The organism is Labrys sp. ALF-8, assembly GCF_059699065.1.
Map to the genome: position 1 here is coordinate 976,156 of NZ_AP048538.1, position 18,877 is coordinate 995,032.

At 63.0% G+C, this 18,877-nt stretch carries 20 protein-coding genes and 3 tRNA genes; 10 read left to right on the forward strand and 13 right to left on the reverse strand.

Features of this window, described 5'->3' with window-relative positions; translation table 11 throughout:
- Nucleotides 1-418 precede the first annotated feature (418 nt).
- From rnr to rpmG, 5 genes are all read left to right on the forward strand, one after another.
- Nucleotides 419-2,755, forward strand: coding sequence for a ribonuclease R (rnr, locus tag AC6H34_RS24350; protein WP_497541274.1), 2,337 nt, complete (start codon nt 419-421; stop codon nt 2,753-2,755).
- Nucleotides 2,752-3,159: a DUF983 domain-containing protein gene (locus AC6H34_RS24355; protein ID WP_448147532.1), complete on the forward strand. Its 408-nt coding sequence runs from the start codon at nt 2,752-2,754 to the stop codon at nt 3,157-3,159. Before rnr ends, AC6H34_RS24355 begins: the two co-directional genes overlap by 4 nt.
- A gap of 2 nt (nt 3,160-3,161) precedes the next feature.
- Nucleotides 3,162-3,878, forward strand: a complete 717-nt coding sequence (locus AC6H34_RS24360; protein WP_497540510.1) for an NUDIX hydrolase — start codon at nt 3,162-3,164, stop codon at nt 3,876-3,878.
- On the forward strand, nt 3,878-5,059 hold the full coding sequence (locus AC6H34_RS24365; protein ID WP_497540511.1) for an MFS transporter: 1,182 nt from the start codon (nt 3,878-3,880) through the stop codon (nt 5,057-5,059). The genes AC6H34_RS24360 and AC6H34_RS24365 overlap by 1 nt, the downstream gene beginning before the upstream one ends.
- Before the next feature lie 135 nt (nt 5,060-5,194).
- Nucleotides 5,195-5,362: a 50S ribosomal protein L33 gene (gene rpmG / locus AC6H34_RS24370; RefSeq protein WP_284311846.1), complete on the forward strand. Its 168-nt coding sequence runs from the start codon at nt 5,195-5,197 to the stop codon at nt 5,360-5,362.
- A 167-nt stretch (nt 5,363-5,529) separates the two neighbouring features.
- Here the strand turns inward: rpmG and AC6H34_RS24375 are convergent, their stop codons facing one another.
- Entirely contained in the window at nt 5,530-5,898 is a 369-nt protein-coding gene (locus AC6H34_RS24375) for a response regulator (RefSeq protein WP_448147535.1), read from the reverse strand.
- Between the two features lie 81 nt (nt 5,899-5,979).
- Between AC6H34_RS24375 and AC6H34_RS24380 the strand changes: the two genes are divergently transcribed.
- Entirely contained in the window at nt 5,980-6,309 is a 330-nt protein-coding gene (locus tag AC6H34_RS24380) for a DUF3572 domain-containing protein (RefSeq protein ID WP_497540512.1), read from the forward strand.
- A 4-nt stretch (nt 6,310-6,313) separates the two neighbouring features.
- On the forward strand, nt 6,314-7,582 hold the full coding sequence (locus tag AC6H34_RS24385; RefSeq protein WP_497540513.1) for a DNA polymerase IV: 1,269 nt from the start codon (nt 6,314-6,316) through the stop codon (nt 7,580-7,582).
- An 80-nt stretch (nt 7,583-7,662) separates the two neighbouring features.
- Here AC6H34_RS24385 and AC6H34_RS24390 read toward each other — a convergent pair whose 3' ends face one another.
- The 8 genes from AC6H34_RS24390 to AC6H34_RS24425 all read right to left on the reverse strand — a co-directional run bounded on the left by AC6H34_RS24390 (nt 7,663) and on the right by AC6H34_RS24425 (nt 12,874).
- Nucleotides 7,663-9,429: an ArnT family glycosyltransferase gene (locus AC6H34_RS24390; RefSeq protein ID WP_497540514.1), complete on the reverse strand. Its 1,767-nt coding sequence runs from the start codon at nt 9,427-9,429 to the stop codon at nt 7,663-7,665.
- A 43-nt stretch (nt 9,430-9,472) separates the two neighbouring features.
- On the reverse strand, nt 9,473-10,243 hold the full coding sequence (locus AC6H34_RS24395; protein ID WP_448147539.1) for a hypothetical protein: 771 nt from the start codon (nt 10,241-10,243) through the stop codon (nt 9,473-9,475).
- Between the two features lie 20 nt (nt 10,244-10,263).
- Nucleotides 10,264-10,340 (reverse strand) — tRNA-Arg (locus AC6H34_RS24400).
- A gap of 57 nt (nt 10,341-10,397) precedes the next feature.
- Nucleotides 10,398-10,703: an ETC complex I subunit gene (locus tag AC6H34_RS24405; protein WP_448147540.1), complete on the reverse strand. Its 306-nt coding sequence runs from the start codon at nt 10,701-10,703 to the stop codon at nt 10,398-10,400.
- 35 nt (nt 10,704-10,738) lie between these two features.
- A tRNA-Pro gene (locus AC6H34_RS24410) sits at nt 10,739-10,815 on the reverse strand.
- A 101-nt stretch (nt 10,816-10,916) separates the two neighbouring features.
- Nucleotides 10,917-11,393, reverse strand: a complete 477-nt coding sequence (locus AC6H34_RS24415; protein ID WP_497540515.1) for a DUF192 domain-containing protein — start codon at nt 11,391-11,393, stop codon at nt 10,917-10,919.
- A 4-nt stretch (nt 11,394-11,397) separates the two neighbouring features.
- A complete protein-coding gene (locus AC6H34_RS24420) occupies nt 11,398-11,988 on the reverse strand; it encodes a cold-shock protein (protein WP_448147542.1) in 591 nt (196 codons plus the stop codon).
- A gap of 172 nt (nt 11,989-12,160) precedes the next feature.
- Complete coding sequence (locus tag AC6H34_RS24425; protein ID WP_497541275.1) at nt 12,161-12,874, reverse strand: SIR2 family NAD-dependent protein deacylase; 714 nt, start codon at nt 12,872-12,874, stop codon at nt 12,161-12,163.
- A gap of 118 nt (nt 12,875-12,992) precedes the next feature.
- Between AC6H34_RS24425 and AC6H34_RS24430 the strand changes: the two genes are divergently transcribed.
- The 3 genes from AC6H34_RS24430 to AC6H34_RS24440 all read left to right on the forward strand — a co-directional run bounded on the left by AC6H34_RS24430 (nt 12,993) and on the right by AC6H34_RS24440 (nt 14,070).
- Complete coding sequence (locus AC6H34_RS24430; RefSeq protein WP_497540516.1) at nt 12,993-13,433, forward strand: VOC family protein; 441 nt, start codon at nt 12,993-12,995, stop codon at nt 13,431-13,433.
- A gap of 112 nt (nt 13,434-13,545) precedes the next feature.
- A tRNA-Glu gene (locus AC6H34_RS24435) sits at nt 13,546-13,620 on the forward strand.
- A gap of 204 nt (nt 13,621-13,824) precedes the next feature.
- Entirely contained in the window at nt 13,825-14,070 is a 246-nt protein-coding gene (locus tag AC6H34_RS24440) for a hypothetical protein (RefSeq protein WP_448147549.1), read from the forward strand.
- Nucleotides 14,071-14,118: 48 nt separating this feature from the next.
- On the opposite strand, the gene AC6H34_RS24445 is transcribed toward AC6H34_RS24440, so the two are convergent.
- The 4 genes from AC6H34_RS24445 to AC6H34_RS24460 all read right to left on the reverse strand — a co-directional run bounded on the left by AC6H34_RS24445 (nt 14,119) and on the right by AC6H34_RS24460 (nt 18,875).
- Complete coding sequence (locus AC6H34_RS24445; RefSeq protein ID WP_497540517.1) at nt 14,119-15,336, reverse strand: dihydrolipoamide acetyltransferase family protein; 1,218 nt, start codon at nt 15,334-15,336, stop codon at nt 14,119-14,121.
- Between the two features lie 65 nt (nt 15,337-15,401).
- Nucleotides 15,402-16,415, reverse strand: coding sequence for an alpha-ketoacid dehydrogenase subunit beta (locus AC6H34_RS24450; RefSeq protein ID WP_448147551.1), 1,014 nt, complete (start codon nt 16,413-16,415; stop codon nt 15,402-15,404).
- Nucleotides 16,415-17,680 carry a thiamine pyrophosphate-dependent enzyme gene (locus tag AC6H34_RS24455; protein WP_497540518.1) on the reverse strand — a complete coding sequence of 422 codons (1,266 nt, stop codon included), beginning with the start codon at nt 17,678-17,680 and terminating at the stop codon, nt 16,415-16,417. The genes AC6H34_RS24450 and AC6H34_RS24455 overlap by 1 nt, the downstream gene beginning before the upstream one ends.
- Before the next feature lie 4 nt (nt 17,681-17,684).
- A complete protein-coding gene (locus AC6H34_RS24460) occupies nt 17,685-18,875 on the reverse strand; it encodes a thiolase family protein (protein ID WP_497540519.1) in 1,191 nt (396 codons plus the stop codon).
- Nucleotides 18,876-18,877 lie beyond the last annotated feature (2 nt).

An 18,877-nucleotide genomic window follows, 5' to 3' on the forward strand; every position in this document is an offset into this window, starting at 1 on the left:
TGAAGCGAGCCTCCAGAGGCCGTATTCCCTGATGTCCCACCGCCGTGCAGGCACCCGCAATGCCTGTCGAAGGCACTCGTATGATACAGACGTAATGCTGCATTGCAGCATTCCTATTGACAACATGTCGCACCCTGCCTATATGCACAGCGTCCGGTTCCTGGATTGTGCCTTGAACCGCTTCTGCGATCCACCTGTGCCAGCGGATTGCCTTTGAAATGAGACTGTCTGTCCGGGGCACTTCGATGTTCTTTGCTTTCCGGTTCATTGCCTGAATTTGGCCCTGCCGCGCCGAGAGGTCCCCAAGGGATCGCCGCGCAGATCATACTCGACAGACATAATCGCCATCCGTCTTGCGCAAAAACTCGTGCGCTCGACCTTTGGCTTCGACAAATACCCTGCGCGTTGGTCTATGATGATGCCCAGCTGTGGCTCCCAACGCCAATCCGGAATTACCTCTTTGGTTCGTAAATACACCCCCCCGAAAACGCTGGAGCCCTCCCTTCCCAGCCGCGAAGACATCCTTGCCTTCATCGCCCGTTCGCGTGGCCGCGTCGGCAAACGCGAAATCGCGCGCGAATTCGGTCTGGGCGGCGCCGACAAGATCGCCCTGAAACACCTTCTCGCGGAATTTGCGGAAGAAGGAGCCGTGCAGCGCACGCGCAAGGGCTTCAACGCGCCCGGCGCCCTGCCCTCCTCGCTCGTGGCCGACATCACCGGCCGCGACCATGATGGTGAACTCATCGCCGTGCCCTCCGATTGGGACGAGGAACTCGGCAAGCCTCCACGCATCGTCGCCGTGGTGCCCAAGCGGTTCGGCGGCGCGGCCCCCGGCGTCGGCTCGCGCGTATTGCTGCGCATGGCCGACGGCGGCTCGGACCACCATCTCACCGGTCGTGTCATCAAAGTGCTGGAAAGGCTGCGTCAGCGCATCCTCGGCGTCTTCCGCCTCCTTCCGAGCGGCGAAGGCCAGGTCGTGCCGATCGAGAAGCGCAACGCCGGCCGCGATCTCATGGTGCGACCGGACGATGTCGCCAACGCCAGGGACGGTGAACTGGTCGCCATCGAGCCCCTGCGCGGCTCGCGCGGCGGCCCTCCCATGGCACGCATCGTCGAGCGCATCGGCGAGGTGAACAGCGAGAAGGCCATCAGCCTCATCGCCATCCATGCCCACGATATCCCCTATGTCTTCCGAAAGGATACCCTTGAGGAAGCCGGAGCGGCCAAGCCCGCCACGATGTCGGGGCGCGAGGACTGGCGTCGCCTGCCGCTGATCACCATCGATCCGGCGGATGCCAAGGATCATGACGACGCAGTCCACGCCGAGCCCGATCCGAACCCTGCCAATCCGGGCGGCCATGTGCTCACTGTCGCAATCGCAGATGTCGCCGCCTATGTACGACCGGATTCCCCGCTTGATCGCGAAGCCCTCATCCGCGGCAATTCGGTCTATTTCCCTGACCGGGTGGTGCCGATGCTGCCCGAGCGCATCTCCAACGATCTGTGCTCGCTGCGTCCGAACGAGGACCGCCCGGCGCTTGCGGTGCGCATGATCATCGCCGCAGACGGCCGCAAGCTCAGCCATACGTTCCATCGCGTGATGATGCGTTCGGCCGCCAAGCTCTCCTACCAGCAGGCCCAGCGCGCCATCGACGGCGACTCGGACGAGGTAACCGGGCCATTGCTGGAACCGGTCCTGCGTCCGCTATGGGCAGCCTACGCCTCGCGCAGGGCGGAACGCGAAGAGCGCGGCCCGCTCGACCTCGATCTGCCCGAGCGCAAGATCTTGCTGAAGCCGAACGGGACGGTCGATCGTGTCATCGTCCCCGAGCGCCTCGACGCGCACCGGCTGATCGAGGAATTCATGATCCTCGCCAATGTCGCGGCGGCCGAGACGTTGGAGGCGAAGAAGACGCCTCTCGTCTATCGTATCCACGACGAACCCTCGATGGAGAAGATCATCGCCCTGCGCGAGTTCCTTCATACGCTCGACATTCCCCTGTCCAAGCAGGGAGCCATGCGGGCAAATCAGTTCAACGCCGTCCTCGAACGCGTAGCAGGCACCGACAACGCCCATCTCGTCAACGACGTGGTCCTGCGCTCACAGAGCCAGGCGGAGTACTCTGCCGACAATATCGGTCATTTCGGTCTCAACCTGCGCCGCTACGCGCACTTTACCTCGCCGATCCGACGCTATTCCGATCTAATCGTGCATCGCGCCCTGATCCGTGCGCTGCATCTGGGTGAAGACGGTCTGCCGCAGGAGACGACGCCCGCCATGCTCAACGAGATCGCCGGCCGCATTTCGGCGTGCGAGCGGCGAGCCATGACGGCGGAGCGCGAGACGATCGACCGGCTGATCGCCCACCACCTCGCGGATCATGTCGGCGAGATCTTCCAGGGGCGTGTCTCCGGAGTCATCAAGTCAGGCTTGTTCGTCAAGCTCCTGGAGACTGGAGCCGATGGTTTCGTGCCTGCCGCGACGATCGGTCACGATTATTATCGTTTCGAAGAGGGCTCACATCAGCTTATCGGTGCGGCGACGGGCGAATCCTTCCAGCTCGGCGACGTCGTGTCGGTCAAGCTCGTGGAGGCTGCTCCCTTCGCCGGGGCGCTGCGGTTCGAAATCGTTTCGGACGGGCAGCGCCGGCGACCGCCCGGCCGCAGGATCGGAGCAATGAAGCGACCGCGCATCACGGACCGCAAGGGTAATGGCGCCAAGCGCAAGGCCGCGAAGGGCAAGGGACGGCGATGATCGAATATCGGCCTCAGCAGCGAGACGTGGCGCTGGCCATGCGGCGCGGCGCCTTCGGGCGGTGCCCCAATTGCGGCAGGGGCAAGATCTTCACGTCCTATCTGAAGGTGGCTCCGCGCTGCAGTGCCTGCGGCGAGGATCTGTCGCACCATCGCGCCGACGATGCCCCTCCTTATTTCACCATGCTGATCGTCGGCCACATTGTCGTGGCCGGCATCCTGACCTGCATGATCAGCTTCGATGTGCCGCTCTGGATTCTCGGCGTCGTCTTCGGAACACTTACGGTTGTACTGTCCCTGGTTCTCTTGCCCATGATCAAGGGTGCCATCATCGGCCTGCAATGGGCCAATCGTATGCATGGTTTCTCGGGCGAATCCGATCCCGATGCCATTTCACCGTATTGAACATGCCCGATTCACCGCTCCCCGCCATTGCCAGGACCAGGCCGGTCACGCCGCGTGACGCTGCTTCGCTGATCCTCGTCGACCGATCCGGCATCAAGCCACGGGTCCTGATGGGCAAGCGACATCATGGGCATGCCTTCATGCCGGGCTTCATGGTATTTCCTGGCGGGCGGGTCGAGGCGGCTGATCGCTCGATGCGCGTCTATGGCTCGCTGGCGGCTCATACTGAGCGCAATCTTCTCGCACGCATGCCTCGTCCCTCCTCGGGCAAGGCCAGGGCGCTGGCGCTATGTGCCATTCGCGAAACCTTCGAAGAGACCGGAATCCTGCTCGGCGAGACAGGCCTTGGTGCGCCGGCAACCGTCAGCGCGCATTGGCGGGCTTTCGCCGAGCATGAAGTCTACCCGGCGCCGGAGACGCTTTATTTCGTCGCCCGCGCCATCACGCCGAGCCGTTTTCCTCGCCGTTTCGACACGCGTTTCTTCGCGGTGGACGCAAGCCATATCGCCGTTCGGATCGACAATGCGATCGGTCCGGATTCCGAATTGGTCGAGATGCGGTGGCTCACCGTCGAGGAGACGCGCGAGGAGAACCTTGCCGACATTACGCGCAAGGTTCTCGATAAAGTCGCCCGGCGCCTGGAACTTGGGATCGACAGGGATCTGCCGGTGCCCTTCTTCCATGAATGGCGCGGCACGTGGCGGTGCGACGAAATCTGATGTCCGCCGAATCCACCCTTTCACGGCCGGATCAGGTTCTCGACCGCGCCCGCCTCACGACCATCGCCGCAGCGATCACATGCATCTCGGTCGCCGGTATCGGCCTGTCGCTGACGGCGCCGCTCATCTCGCTGCTCCTGTCGGCACAGGGGGTGAGCGCCACGGCGATCGGCGCCCAGACCGCCTTTGCGAGTCTTGCCGGCATCCTGACCAGTCCGTTCGTGCCGCGGCTCGCGCGCACTTTCGGGTTGCGCAATTTCCTGCTCGGTGTCCTCGCATTCGCGACCGTCACGATGAGCCTGTTCCCGTTGTTGCCGGGGTATACGGCCTGGTCCGTCCTGCGCTTCCTGTTTGCGTCTTCGATCAACGCCCTCTTCGTGCTGTCGGAATTCTGGATCAACGCAGCGGCACCGAATGCGAGGCGCGGTTTCTTCATGGGCGTCTACGCCACCTCGCTTTCGCTCGGCTTCGCCGCCGGACCGGCCATCCTGGCACTGAACGATGGCGCGAGCGTTTCCCTCTTCCTCGTGGGTGCCTGCTTCTTCGCGGCCGCCGCCGTGCCGATCTTCTTTGCCGGACGCGATGCCCCGCCGCTCGAAGGACGAGCAAGCCTGTCGATCTGGCGCTTCGTCCTGCTGGCGCCTATCGCCACGATGGCCGCCTTCGCCTATGGCGCCGTCGAGCAAGGGAGCTTCGCCTTTCTGGCTCTGTATGGCGAGGCCTTGCGCCTGGGTCAGGAAAACGGCGCCTGGCTGCTTACTCTCTTCGGGCTTGGCAACGTCATATCGCAGATTCCCCTCGGTCTGCTGTCTGATCGCGTGAACAGGCCGCTGCTGCTGCTTGGCTGCGCCGTGGTCTCCACCGTGGGCGCACTAGCCATGCCGCTCTGCGCCGGGAGCCTGCCCCTTCTGATGGCGATCGTCTTCGTCACCGGTGGAATGGCCGGCGGGCTTTATACCGTCGGCCTCGCCCATCTCGGGGCACGCTTCTCCGGATCTGCGCTCGCGACCGCCAACGCGGCCTTCATCATGCTCTACGCGCTGGGCATGATGATCAGCACGCCGATTCTCGGTGTCGTGATCGACTCAGTTCGCCCGCACGGCTTTGCCCTCGGCCTGGCCGCGATCTTCGGCCTTTATGCTCTCTTGGTGCTCTGCAGGCTCAGGGAACGCACGAATTGAACCGTTCCGCCCGTTTCTTCGGTTGACTTCGGCGCGTTCCTGAGTAGTGTGCGGCCAGATTCAAAGGGCCGCGCCGTTGCGCGGCTTTGCTGCCTTAGCCCCCGCGGTCCGGTAGCAATATTCGGAGCAATCAACATGGCCAAGGCCGCAACCATCAAGATCAAGCTGATTTCGACAGCTGACACGGGCTACTTCTATGTCACCAAGAAGAACACCCGCACGAAGACCGAAAAGCTCGCAATGAAGAAGTATGACCCCGTTGCGCGCAAGCATGTCGAGTTCAAGGAAACCAAGATCAAGTAAGATCGATTTTCCGGACTGGAATGACAGGGCGCCTTTCGGGCGCCCTTTTTGCTGGCGGTTCCGAGCGAGCAGCGCAGAAATGACGAAGGCGGGTCCGAGATGGGCCCGCCTTTTCTTTCTGTCCGTGCCTGCGATTCGGGAACGCCGGAGAGCGACGCGCTCCCGTCTTACTCCCCCAGGAAGCTGCGTACAGTCTCGATGAATTTCGCCACCGAGATCGGCTTGGAAAGGTAGGCCTCGCAACCTCCCTGACGGATTCTCTCCTCATCTCCCTTCATGGCGAAGGCGGTGATGGCGACCACGGGAATCGACTTCAGATCGTCGTCGTCCTTGAGCCAGCGCGTGACTTCCAGCCCCGACACTTCCGGAAGCTGAATGTCCATCAGAATTAGATCCGGGCGATGCTGGCGCGCGAGGTTCATCACATCGACACCGCTGCGGGTCTCGACGATGTCATAGCCATGCGCTTCCAGGAGATCGTGGAAAAGCTTCATGTTGAGCTCGTTGTCTTCCACGATCAGGACTTTCTTGGCCATGGAGCCTCTCGTCTGCGGTATGATCCAGGCGAAGCGGGCTACCCCGAATCTCTGGCGTCCGTGATTTTACATGATCACTGGTTGTTAGCAGTCAGTCCTTACCAAACGGGAAATCCGATGCTCAAGCAAAGAGGCGGGGAAGAGGCGCAGAAGCAATGGGCGGAAGAAATTGCCGCCCAGGCACTCGGCTTCATCGCTGCGGATCAGGATCGACTCGAGAATTTCTTTGCGCTGACTGGCCTGGCACCGACGGAGATTCGTGCCGCGGTCACTCAACCAGGTTTTCTTGCTTCGGTTCTGCAGCATGTCCTCTCCGATGAGGACAGTGCTTCTGCCTTTGCGACGGAGAACGACCTGAAACCGGAGGATCTGCAGCGAGCCGCTGCCCGCCTTGGAATCCGCTGGGACTGAAACCATGCGCGCCATCTGCCGCGACTGTCTTGGCGAGGTCGGCGAAAGGGACCGATGCCCTGCTTGCCGCTCGCCCCGCATTGCGCGGCACTCAGCCCTTGAAAACCTGTCGATCGCCCATGTCGATTGCGATGCCTTTTATGCAACGATCGAGAAACGCGACGATCCCTCCCTTGCCGATCGCCCCGTGATCGTCGGCGGAGCCAAGCGCGGCGTGGTGTCCACATGCTGCTACATCGCGCGGACCTTCGGCGTGCGCTCTGCCATGCCGATGTTCCAGGCCCTCAAGCTTTGCCCCGAGGCCGTCGTCGTCCGGCCGAACATGGAAAAGTATGTACAGGTCGGCCGGCAGGTGCGTGAGATGATGCTGGCATTGACGCCGCTGGTGGAACCGCTCTCCATCGACGAGGCGTTCCTCGATCTTACGGGCACGGAACGTCTGCACCACGCCAGCCCGGCCCGGACGCTGCTGCTCTTTGCCAACCGTGTGGAGAAGGAAGTCGGCATTACCGTCTCAATCGGGCTGTCCGCCAACAAGTTCCTTGCCAAGACCGCCTCGGATCTCGAAAAGCCGCGTGGTTTCGCGGTGCTCTCGCCCGAGGAGGCCCCCGCCTTCCTTGCACCGCGGCCGATCTCCTTCATCTGGGGCGTCGGCAAGGCCGGGGCGGCGCGCTATGAACGGGACGGCCTGCATACGATCGCCGATCTTCAAAAGGTCGGCGAAATCCCCTTGATCAGGCGGTACGGCGTGGAAGGACAGCGGCTCGCCCGATTGGCCTTCGGCCGCGATACACGCAGGGTCGATCCCGAGGGTGATCGCAAGTCCGTGTCCGCCGAAACCACCTTCGAGCATGATCTCGCCAGCGGCGAGAACCTGCTGCCGATCCTGTGGCGCCTGTCCGAAAAGGTCTCATCGCGCTTGAAGAGCTCTTCCATCGCCGGCTCTACGGTGACCCTCAAGTTGAAATCCGCGGATTTCAAGATCCGAACCCGGGCGCAGAGCCTGCATGAGCCCACCCGTCTGGCGGCACGCATCTTCGAAGCCGGCAAGAAGCTCCTCGCCCGCGAAACCGATGGAACGCAATATCGCCTGATCGGCATAGGCGTCACGGGATTGGTCGACATGGCCGACGCGGACCACGGTGATCTCGCGGACCCGCTCGCCAGGCGCCTGGTGGCCGCCGAGGAAGCCATCGATGCCGTGCGCAGCAAGTTCGGCAAGGCGGCCGTACAGAAGGGCATCGCCTTCCGGCCGGGGAACGACGAGAAATAGCCTGCTCACAGGGCCTGGCCGGCCTGATCCGTCTTTCTCAGGCGCGATTTTGGAACGGACCGAATCCCCATGCCCCAGGTTCATGGCGACCGATAGACGCCGATATCCAGCTTCTTGCCGCCATTGATGTTGATGCCGTCTACCCTTGCCGACGGCGGCACGCTCTTGCCAAGGGCGGCAAGCTTCGCCAGGAAGGCCGGCTCCGACCGCGAGTCGATGAAGGCAACCCGGCAGGTTCCTTGCGCCAGGAAATCGGCCGCCGCCTCAGCGCCGGGCATCAGCAGGTCCGTCCCAGCCAGGAACACCAGGCTTGGCTCGCGAAAGCCGACGCTGGCGGCCTGGACGTGAGCGCACTGCGGCACCGCGGCCGCTGCGGCAAGGCGCGGGCTGACGGCAATCGCCTGCAGCCTGGGGATGGCGCCAGCATAGACGCCCCAATAGAGCAGCATCGCGGTCGCCAGGCAGCCCAGAACGGCCTCGACCTCGCGTCCGCGCCCCAGTTGCTTCCAGCACCATAGTCCGCATGCGATGGCGAGCAGGCCCAGAAGCAGGCTCAGCCACGCTATTTCCCGCTGGTAGAACCAGACGGCCCCTACCGAGACCGCCGCCAGGACCGTGGCGAACAACGGGATGAGACCCGCAACGATGCGGGCCCAACGGGCACGGGGCAGGCCGCCCGCGAACAGCGCCGCCGAAATCAGAATGGCGATCGCCGGATAGACGGGCAGTACATAGTGCGGCAGTTTGGTGGGGAAGAACTCGAACACCAGCCAGAACGGCACCAGCCAGGCCAGCAGGAACATGACGACCGGCTCTCGCCGATGGCGCCATACCCACGGTGCCGCAAGGGCGGCTAGCGGTGCGAAGGGCCAGAACGTGCCCCAGAATACGGCGAGGTAGGTGCCGGGCCAGCCTCCATGCGACTCCTGTGCGCCCGCAACCTTGTTCAACATGTCCTGGCCGACGGATTGCTGAAGAAAAGCGCCGTCGGTCTGGATCATGATGGCGATGAACCAGGGTGAGACCAGCAAGAGCGTGAAGATCGCGCCGTAAAGCCAGTGCAGGCTCCTGAGCCATTGCCAGTCCCTGCTGGCGAACCAATCGCCGATGGCGCCTCGTCCCCGGGCCGCAAGCGGCGCATCGGCTCGGCGGCAGAGCACCACCAGCGTGAGGCAGGTCAGCGCAACCAGCAGGAAGCCGATCGGCCCCTTGATCAGGATAGATGCCGCCATGCCGATCCAGAAAATCGCCGGCAGCAGCATGCCGCCCGGCGGTGCGAGGCGATTCCGCGAGGCGATGAAGAAACGCGAGAGCACGCTGACCATCAGCATGATGGTGAAGAGCTGCGTCGCGTCGGTCTTTCCCAGCCTGGCTTCCACGCCGAGCAGAACGCACCCCGCCGTCATCAGGCCCGATAAAAGCGCCGCCCGCCGGCCGACCAGGGGCAGCGCCGTCCACCAGGTCAGCAGGATGGCCCCTACGGCCCCGAAGAGCGATGGGATGCGATAGAGCCAGATCGTCGTGCGCGCCTCGGGCACGCCCAGCCTTTCGCCCACGCTCACCGCGGCGGCCTGCAGCCAATAGATGCCGACAGGCTTCTTGAGCCGTGCCTCGTCCTGGAAGCGGATGGAGACATAGTCGCCGCTTTCCAGCATCTGCTTGGAGGCCTGGGCGAAGCGAGGCTCGTCGCGGTCCATCGGGGGCAGCGTGGTGAAACCCGGCGCCAATACCAGAAAGGCAGTGAGCAGCAGAACCGCGATCGCCAGAAGGTTGGATGCGGCCACGCGATCGAAAACCTGGCCGAGACCACTCCTTCTCGCCAGCGGGGGATTGAGTGCATCCGCCATTCACAATCTCCCCTTCGGCTTCATCACCACCATCGGGCGTCGATCAGCTCGCAATATTGTTCCAGGTCCACCGCGAGGGAAGATCGCGGCCGGCATCCAATTCGGGACGACCGTCCCACAGCCGCTTGGACCAGGCTTCATAGAGCGCCTGGTCGAGGGCATTTTCCTCGCGGATCCGCTGACGCATGGTCTCGCTCAGGTCCTGCACACGGAAACTATTGTCCGATGCGGCATTCACCCGAGGCAGTTTCTCGAAGGGAACATCGATCTCGGCAGCGATCCGGGCAACGACGTCATCGCAATTGCGGTAATCTCCGACGAACCAGAAGTTCTGGAAGTGGTCGGAGAGAAAATCGAAGCGATTGCGTTCGGTCAGAAAGCGCATTTTCGTCGATGGTACGCGATAATAGTGCTTCAGATAAAAGCGGCTTATGCGGTTGCGCTTGATGGTGCCGTACCACTTGTCGAACGACCAGCCCTTGACGCCATGGCGTTCCGGCGCCGTCTGCAGGAAGTTGTACATCGACACGCACCACGAAACCGGATCGCGCAGGAGGCCGATCTCCCGGATGGGCCGGTCCGGGAAGCCCGCCAGGGCACTGCGCGGCAGGCGGTGCCCATAGAGAATGCGCAAGGCTTCGCGCTGCCTACTGGGAACGCGCTCCAGGGGCTTGAGCCACGGGTCGCGCTCCTTCTCGCTGTAGATCAGGATCGCCTGCTCGGCCGGCACGTCGTTCATCAGGAAGGCGCGCACGCTGAGCCCGGCACATTTCAGAATGTGCGGAAAGAGAAAAACAACCCTATTGTCGTCCATAACAGCCTTATGTCCGCGAATGGCGACCCCAGCAGGGCTCGAACCTGCGACCTAGCGCTTAGAAGGCGCTCGCTCTATCCAGCTGAGCTATGGGGCCCCTCGGCAGGCCGGTGGGGAGAATGGCCTGCCCTTGCGTTCAGCCGGCGCGAAGGCCTCAGTGGGTCCACTGACCGACGCGCGAAACCTTGAAATTGTCGGAATAGGACATGACCTTGGGCGTCGGTTCATGCGGCTCGAAGACCTGATAGGCAATGCCGTTGCGCTCGGCATAGGCGATCGCCTCTTCCTTGGTGACGAAGCGCAGCCGGATCTGCTGCTTCATGTCGCCGGAAGAGGTCCAGCCCATCAAAGGCTCGACCGAGCGCGGTTCTTCCGGCTCAAACTCCAGAAGCCAGTTCTTGGTCTTCGCGGAACCCGACTGCATCGCCGTGCGCGCCGGCTTATAGATCTTCGCTGTCATCGTTCGCCGTCCGCCTTCTCGTCTGTCCTCAAATCTGGTCGGGGCAGCAGGATTCGAACCTACGACCTACAGTACCCAAAACTGTCGCGCTACCAGGCTGCGCCATACCCCGTTCAGGATGAGTGATGTGCTTAGTAAGGGCACGCGGCGCGAACCGCAAGAGCCTTCGGCAGCTTTTACCAAAGCTCTTCATCCAAGGGAATGCACACGCGTTCACTGCGACTTGAAGATGGGGTACGCAACCTTGTCACCCGGCTTGACACCCAGCCTGTCGGCCAAACCGCCCACCACTTCGAGCACCGCCAGCACCGGAGCGCCTGATGAGATCGTGCGGGTGGAGAGCGGTTCCGCCCGTTTTTCGATGCGCTGAATGGTGCCGTCGCCCTTGATGAAGATCATGTCGAGTGGGACATAGGTATTTTCCATCCAGAAGGTTGCCACTCGCTCGGTTGGGAACGGAAACAGCATGCCCTTGTCGTCATCGAGGCTGCGACGGAACATCATGCCGCGCTGCTGCTCGTCGTCGGTGCGCATGACCTCGACTTGGAAGTCATGCTTGCCGCTAGCGGTCATGATCGAAAGGGGCTCGAACACACCATCTTCGGCCTCACCGGCCGAAAGATTCATCAAGCTTATAAAGAACACGAAGAAGGCAATATAAATCTTTGAGAAGATGGGATTATTGGGCATTTGTCTAATGCGATTGCGGTCCGGAAGGACCGTCGGCGAGCTTGAGTTCGGCGGCCATCAATCCCTTGGGGCCGTTGCCGAAGCGCACCATGAGCGTCTGCCCCGGTTTCAGATCCATGATACCGAACCGCCGGAGCGTCTCCATATGGACGAAGATGTCCGGCGTGCCGTCGCCGCGGGAAACGAAGCCGAATCCGCGCAGGCGATTGAACCATTTCACCGTCGTCGGCTCGAACCCACCCGACGGAGTCACCTGCACATGCGTACGTGCGGGCGGCATCTGGGCGGGATGCACCGCCGTGCTTTCGTCCATCGATAGAATACGGAAGACCTGCAAACCCTTGGCGCGCTGGGTCGCCTCTACGAGCACGCGTGCCCCCTCATAGGCTGCCTGGTAGCCGTCCCGCCTGAGCACGCTGACATGGAGCAGGATGTCCTGGCCGCCATTGTCCGGCACGATGAAGCCATAGCCCTTGGCGACGTCGAACCACTTGATGGCGCCAGCGATCTCGATCAGGCCAACCGGTCGTTCGTCCAGATGATCACCGGTTTCCCGACTTGGCCCGAACCTGGCTTCAAAATCGTTCGTACCCATCTACGCCATCCAACACATCGCCCACGGATCGGGCTGCCGCACGATTCTTGACTTTGCTACGATAACACCCCTTGGCGTCACGGAAAGCCCGAATTAACAATTTTGTGCATCAACTTCGTGCAAACTTGATACTTCCTCGAAACCGCCTGATTTTCATGGCTTCGCGCCAATACTACAACACGAAATGTCCCAATATGTCGCCGATCTCTCCGCGTAATAACAGATGAGCGTAGCGGTCGCCCGGCGTCGGCTCCCGGTTGATGATGACGACGCGCGCGCCCTGGTCGCGTGCCATTCTCGGCAAGTCGGCCGCCGGATAAACGACGAGCGAAGAGCCCACCACCACGAACAGGTCGCAGTTGCCGGCCAGCGCCGTCGCCCTCGCCATGGCGGCTTCAGGCATCGGTTGACCAAAGGAAATGGTCGCGGTTTTGACGAAGCCCCCGCAGGCCTCGCAACGCGGTGCCTCGCCCGTCGCCTGGAAGGGGCCGCGCAGGTCCTCGATCTCATGGCGCCGTGCACAATCCAGGCACATCGCATAAGTGGTGTTGCCGTGCACTTCGATGACGGCATCGTCGGGAATGCCGGAAGCCTGGTGCAGATTATCGATGTTCTGGGTAATGACCGCGGGGCTCTTCCCGGCCTGGATCCATGAAGCGATCGCCCGATGGCCCCGCGTGGGTACGGCCAGCCGGATCTCGGCGTCCATGTCGAAACGTCGCCGCCAGCTCTCGCGCCGAGCCTCGTCCTGTTCCACGAAATCCTGGAACATGATGGGTTTCATTCGGCTCCAGCGCCCGCCGGGCGACCGGAAATCTGGAATGCCGGCCTCGGTCGACAGCCCCGCCCCGGTGAAGGCTACGATTCGGCTAGCCGACCGCAACATCACATCGAAGAGAGCGAGGTCTTCCGGATACACAGTCTTCTTGTCGTCAAGGATGTCAGGCATTAGGCGTTAGTGCCCCACAAAGCTTGTTCGCTTCCAGAAACTCGATGAGGAAACGATGAAATATCTGCACACCATGGTTCGCGTTCGCGACCTCGATGCCTCTCTCAAATTCTATGTCGATCTGTTCGGTCTGGTCGAGGCCCGTCGTCACGAAAACGAGAAGGGCCGCTACACGCTCGTGTTCCTGGTCGCGTCCGAGGATCTCGACGCCTTCAAGGCAGGCAAGGCCCCTGCCCTCGAACTGACGTACAACTGGGATACCGAGGACTATGGCTCGGCCCGCAATTTTGGCCATCTGGCCTACGAGGTCGATAATATCTACGACTTCTGTGGCAAGCTGCAGAAGGCGGGTGTCACAATCAACCGCCCGCCGCGAGACGGCCACATGGCTTTCGTGCGCTCGCCCGACCTCATCTCCATCGAGATCCTGCAGAAGGGCGAGGCCCTCGCGCCCGCCGAGCCCTGGACTTCGATGGGCAATACCGGCGTGTGGTAAGCAGCGTCTTCATGGTGAAATGGCCGATCGCAGGTCATTTCCACATAAATGTCAAAAGGCGGCACATTCCTCTTGCCGCCTTCGATTCCCCCCTCTATATGTCCGCCCCGCCGCGCCCTTCGTCTATCGGTCAGGACGCCACCCTTTCACGGTGGAGAGAGGGGTTCGATTCCCCTAGGGCGCGCCACGAACCTCAAAAACCAGCAAATCGCTGCCTTGTTGCCGGGTCTGGAGCGTCCCGGTAATTGCTGCCGCTCGTCCAGAAACGATTTTAACGTCCGCCGACGCTGCTCCCTGCATGAGGTTTCTTGCAAGCCGCGCGGAAACGCAGCACCATCAGATGACAATACGATAACAAGAGCTTGCGACCGAAAGGCGCGAGGGAGGATTGGTGTCTACTGAGGCGTATTATGCCGTCGTACCGTTCGTGAGGGCGCCGGGTCGCGACGTGGTTTCCGGGGAGATAGAACTGGCTCCCAGCCGATATGGCGCGCTCCGTCGTGCGTATTTTCTCGTCGGTCAATCCATGAACGGCCAGGAAGTGGTGGGAGCCATAGCCGTATCGAAAGAACAGAACTCCGACGGCGTCTTTTCCAAGATCAACGTGATCGGGCGTTACGGGCTGACGCCGGAGTAGCGCCCCCCGGTTCTCGGCGCAGCCTTGCATGCGACCGGGGCCCTCCCTCTATGCAGCCAGCAACCGTCCCGGTGCCTCCAGTTCGGCCTTTATGCCCTTGATGAAGCTGGCAGCGTCGAAGCCGTCAACGACGCGATGATCGAACGACGACGAGAGGTTCATCAGCTTCGCGATCGCCACCTGCCCCGCCTGCACCACGGGCCGCTCCACGATCTTGTTGACGCCCACGATCGCAACTTCCGGCGGATTGATGATCGGTGTCGCCATGATTCCGCCGAGCGGACCGAGGCTCGAAACAGTGATGGTGGATCCAGTCAGCAGTTCGCGGCCCGCCTTTCCGTTACGAGCCAGTTCGCTCAGCCGCGCTATCTCGGATGCCAGCACTCGCAACGACAGAGTCTCGGCATGGCGGACGACGGGCACCAGGAGACCTCGCGGCGTTTGCGTGGCAACGCCGACATGAACGGCCGAGTGACGCCTGATGAGCCCGGCCTCATCATCATAATGGGCATTGACGCCAGGGTGCTCGGCTATGGCGCGGACAATAGCCAGGATCAGGAAAGGCAGGAGCGTCAGCCGCCCGGTCTCGGAGACCGCACCGTTGAGATCCGCACGCAGAGCTTCGAGAGCCGTGACGTCGATTTCTTCGACGTAGGAGAAATGCGGGATCCGGCGCTTCGACTCGAGCATGCGCTCGGCGATCTGGCGGCGCAGCCCGATCACCTTCACCTCGTCGATCACGTCCGCGGCAGGAGAAGAGGAGCTTTTCCCAACCCTCGTCCGCGTTCGGATCAGGACGCCGTCGAGATCGGCGTGCTCGATGCGCCCCTCCGGGCCGCTGCCGCTGATTTCGTGCGGATCGATGCCCAGGGCCACGAGCCTCGCACGTACCGCCGGCGATGCCAGGATCTTGCCGCCTGAGGCTTGGGCTAGCCTTGGCGTCTTCTCGGCAACTATCGGTTGACGCCGTGCTGCGATGCCGGAAGGCGTCACATGGCCATTGCCGGGCCGCTTGCCGCTGGCCGCCTGGGTTTCGATCACCAAGATCTCGGACCCGATGGCCGCCATGGCCCCAACCTCGCCGTGACGCGAGAGAACACGCCCCGATACCGGGGATGAGATTTCGACCGTCGCCTTGTCGGTCATCACATCGATCAGGGGGTCGTCTTCCCTGATCTCCTGGCCAATCTCGGCATGCCAGGCGACGATCTCCGCCTCGGCAATGCCCTCGCCCACGTCCGGCAGCTTGAACACGAACTGGCCCATCGTTCTCTCCTGGGTCTGCGGTACCACACCCGCATCTGCCTTCACCAAGTCCGACCGTCTGGGAGTTATCCCTTCATCGCGCGCCGCATCCCCTCGCCGACGCGGCGCGGACCCGGGAAATAGTGCCATTCGAAGGTATGCGGATAGGGGGTGTCCCAACCGGTGACACGCTGGATGGGAGCCTCCAGGTGATAGAAGCAGCGCTCCTGAACAAGCGCGGAAAGCTCGGCGCCATAGCCCCCCGTGCGTGTCGCCTCGTGAACGATGAGACAGCGTCCGGTCTTGCGCACCGAGGCCTCGATGGTCTCGATATCGATGGGCAGCAGCGTGCGCAGGTCGACGATCTCGGCGTCGATCTCCATTTCATCGGCCGCAGCGAGGGCAACATGCACCATGGTGCCGTAGGCAAGCACAGTGAGGTCCTCGCCGGGCCGCGCGATCGCAGCCTTGCCCAGCGGCACGGTGTAATAGTCGATCGGAACCTCCGCGCCGGGCTGGTCCGTCCATGGCCGCACCGGCCGATCATGATGGCCGTCGAAGGGACCGGAGTAGAGCCGCTTCGGTTCGAAGAAAAGCACGGGATCGTCATCCTCGACCGCGCTGATCAACAGGCCTTTCGCATCGTAGGGATTGGACGGAATCACCGTCTTTACGCCGCAGACATGGGTGAACAGTCCTTCGGGACTCTGACTGTGCGTCTGGCCCCCGAAGATGCCGCCGCCATAGGGCGAGCGGATGGTGATGGGCGAATTGAACTCGCCGCCAGAGCGGTGACGCAGTCGCGCCGCCTCTGAAACGATCTGGTCGAAGCCCGGATAGATATAGTCGGCGAACTGGCATTCGATAATCGGCCTCAGTCCATAGGCGCCCATGCCGATCGCCACCGCGATCAGGCCCCCTTCCGCAATGGGGGCATCGAAGACCCGCCGATCGCCGTGACGCTGCTGCAGCCCTTCGGTGCAACGGAACACGCCGCCGAAGAAGCCGACATCCTCGCCAAAGAGCAGGACATCCGGATCACGCTGCAGCATGACGTCCATGGCCGAATTGAGCGCCTGCACCATGTTCATGGTTGCCATCACGTCCCCTCCTCGACGGCGCCCGCATTGAAGCGATCGAGTTCGGCCTGCTGCTCACGCAGATGCCACGGCATCTCCTTGAACACATCCTCGAACATCGTACCCGGCTCGTGATGCGGCCCGTCGCTGAGGATGCCATGGCTCTGCGCCTCCGCGTTCGCGGCACGCACCTCCTCCTGCAGCGCCGCGGCCTGCTCGGCGTGGCGTTTCTCGCTCCATTCCCCGAGCCCGATGAGATGCTGCTTGAGCCGCTCGACAGGATCACCCAAGGGCCAGAACTTCTCCTCATCGCCGGGCCGGTAGCGAGAGGGATCGTCGCTCGTCGAATGCGGAGCGACCCGATAAGTGAATAATTCGATCAGGGTCGGCCCATGGTTGGAGCGCGCCCGCTCGGCAGCCCAGCGTGTGACCGCGTAGACCGCGAGGAGATCGTTGCCGTCGACACGAATGCCGGGAATGCCGAAACCGATGGCGCGGGAGGCGAAAGTCGCCTCCTCGCCGCCCGCGACCCCCTGGCTCGAAGAGATGGCCCACTGGTTGTTGACGAGGTTGAGAAGGACCGGGGCGTGGTAGACAGCCGCGAAGGTGAGGCCGTGGTGGAAATCGCCCTCGGCCGAAGCGCCCTCCCCCACCCAGGCGGCGGCGATACGGCGGTCATGCTTGTAGGCCGAGGCCATGGCCCAGCCTACCGCCTGGGGCACCTGCGTCGCCAGATTGCCGGAGAGCGAGAAGAAGCCTGCGTCACGAGCGGAATAGAGCACGGGCAATTGCCGCCCCTTCAGGCGATCGAGCTCGTTGGAATAGATCTGGCACATCATGTCGAGGATTGGCCAGCCTCGTCCGATGAGCAGGCCCTGTTGCCGGTAAGTCGGAAAGCACATGTCGCTCGGCTCGAGGGCGAAGACCTGCCCGATGGCGACAGCCTCCTCGCCTGTGCATTTGAGGTAGAAGGAGGTCTTGCCCTGGCGTTGCGCCTTGAACATCTGCTCGTCGAAGGCACGGGTCAGCATCATGGCGCGCAGGGCGTCCCGCAGCGTGCTCGCATCGAGGCGGGGATCCCATGGACCGACCGCACGGCCCGCGTCATCGAGCACGCGCACCATGCCGAAGGCGAGGTTGCGTGTTTCCGAGGCCTTGGCGTCCATCGGCGGACGCTGGGATTCACCGGCGGGCGGAAGGTTCAGGTAAGCAAAATCGGGAGTATCGCCGGGCCGAAAATGAGCTTCCGGCACATGGAGCGCCAGGGGCGGCAATTCGTGTTTCATCCCGTCATCCTCCCAAGCGCTCGATGGCCATCGCGACAGCCTCGCCACCGCCGATGCAAAGCGAAGCGATACCTCGCCGGGCGGTCCGGTCCTCCATGGCGGAGAGCAGCGTCACCACCAATCGCGCCCCCGAGGCGCCGATGGGATGACCGAGCGCGCAGGCGCCTCCATTGACGTTCAGTCGCTCGCTGCGAATGCCGAGATCCTGCATGGCGAGCAGCGCCACCACGGCAAATGCCTCGTTGATCTCGTAGAGGTCGACCTCTCCGGGCTCCCAGCCGGCCCTGACCAGCGCCTTGCGGATGGCAGGCGCGGGCGCGGTGACGAACTCGGCCGGCGCCTGAGCATGCACCGCGTGGGCGACGATACGGGCAAGCTGGGGCAGATGCCTCTCCCGGGCAACGGACGCCCGGGTCAGCACAAGGGCGGCCGCCCCGTCGGATATCGAGGATGCGTTGGCCGCGGTGATGGTGCCGCCGGCTCCGAAGGCCGGCTTGAGCTGCGGAATACGGGCGGGATCCGCGCGTCTCGGCTGTTCGTCGTATTGAACGACCTTTTCGCCGCTTCTGTCCACGACACGGACGGGAACGATCTCGCGCTCGAAGGCACCGTTATCCTGCGCCTTGCGTGCGCGCGTGAGGCTTTCGAGCGCAAACGCATCCTGATCGGCGCGAGTAACCTGGCGTGCGCCTGCCGTTTCCTCAGCAAAGGAACCCATCAGGCGACCCCTGTCGTAGGCGTCTTCGAGGCCGTCGAGATAGAGCGCGTCGGCGACGCGGTCGTGGCCGATCCGGGCGCCGCTGCGGTGCTTGGCCAGGAGGTAGGGTGCATTCGACATGCTCTCCATGCCGCCCGCGACCACGATATCGGCGGCACCGGTCGCTAGCATGCCGCTGGCAAGGATCGCCGCCTGCAGGCCCGAACCACAAACCTTGTTGATCGTGGTGGCGGCAACGCTATCCGGCAGCCCCGCGCCCAGGCCTGCCTGCCGCGCCGGCGCCTGCCCGAGGCCCGCGGTGAGCACGCATCCCATGATGACCTGATCGATCGCGTCCCCGTCGACACCCGCACGCTTGACGGCCTCTTGCACCGCGCGGGAACCGAGCTCGGTCGCAGGCAAACTCGACAGGCCTCCCTGGAAGCTGCCGATGGGCGTTCTCGCGTAGGAAGCGATTACGACTGGATCTTCCGCCATGT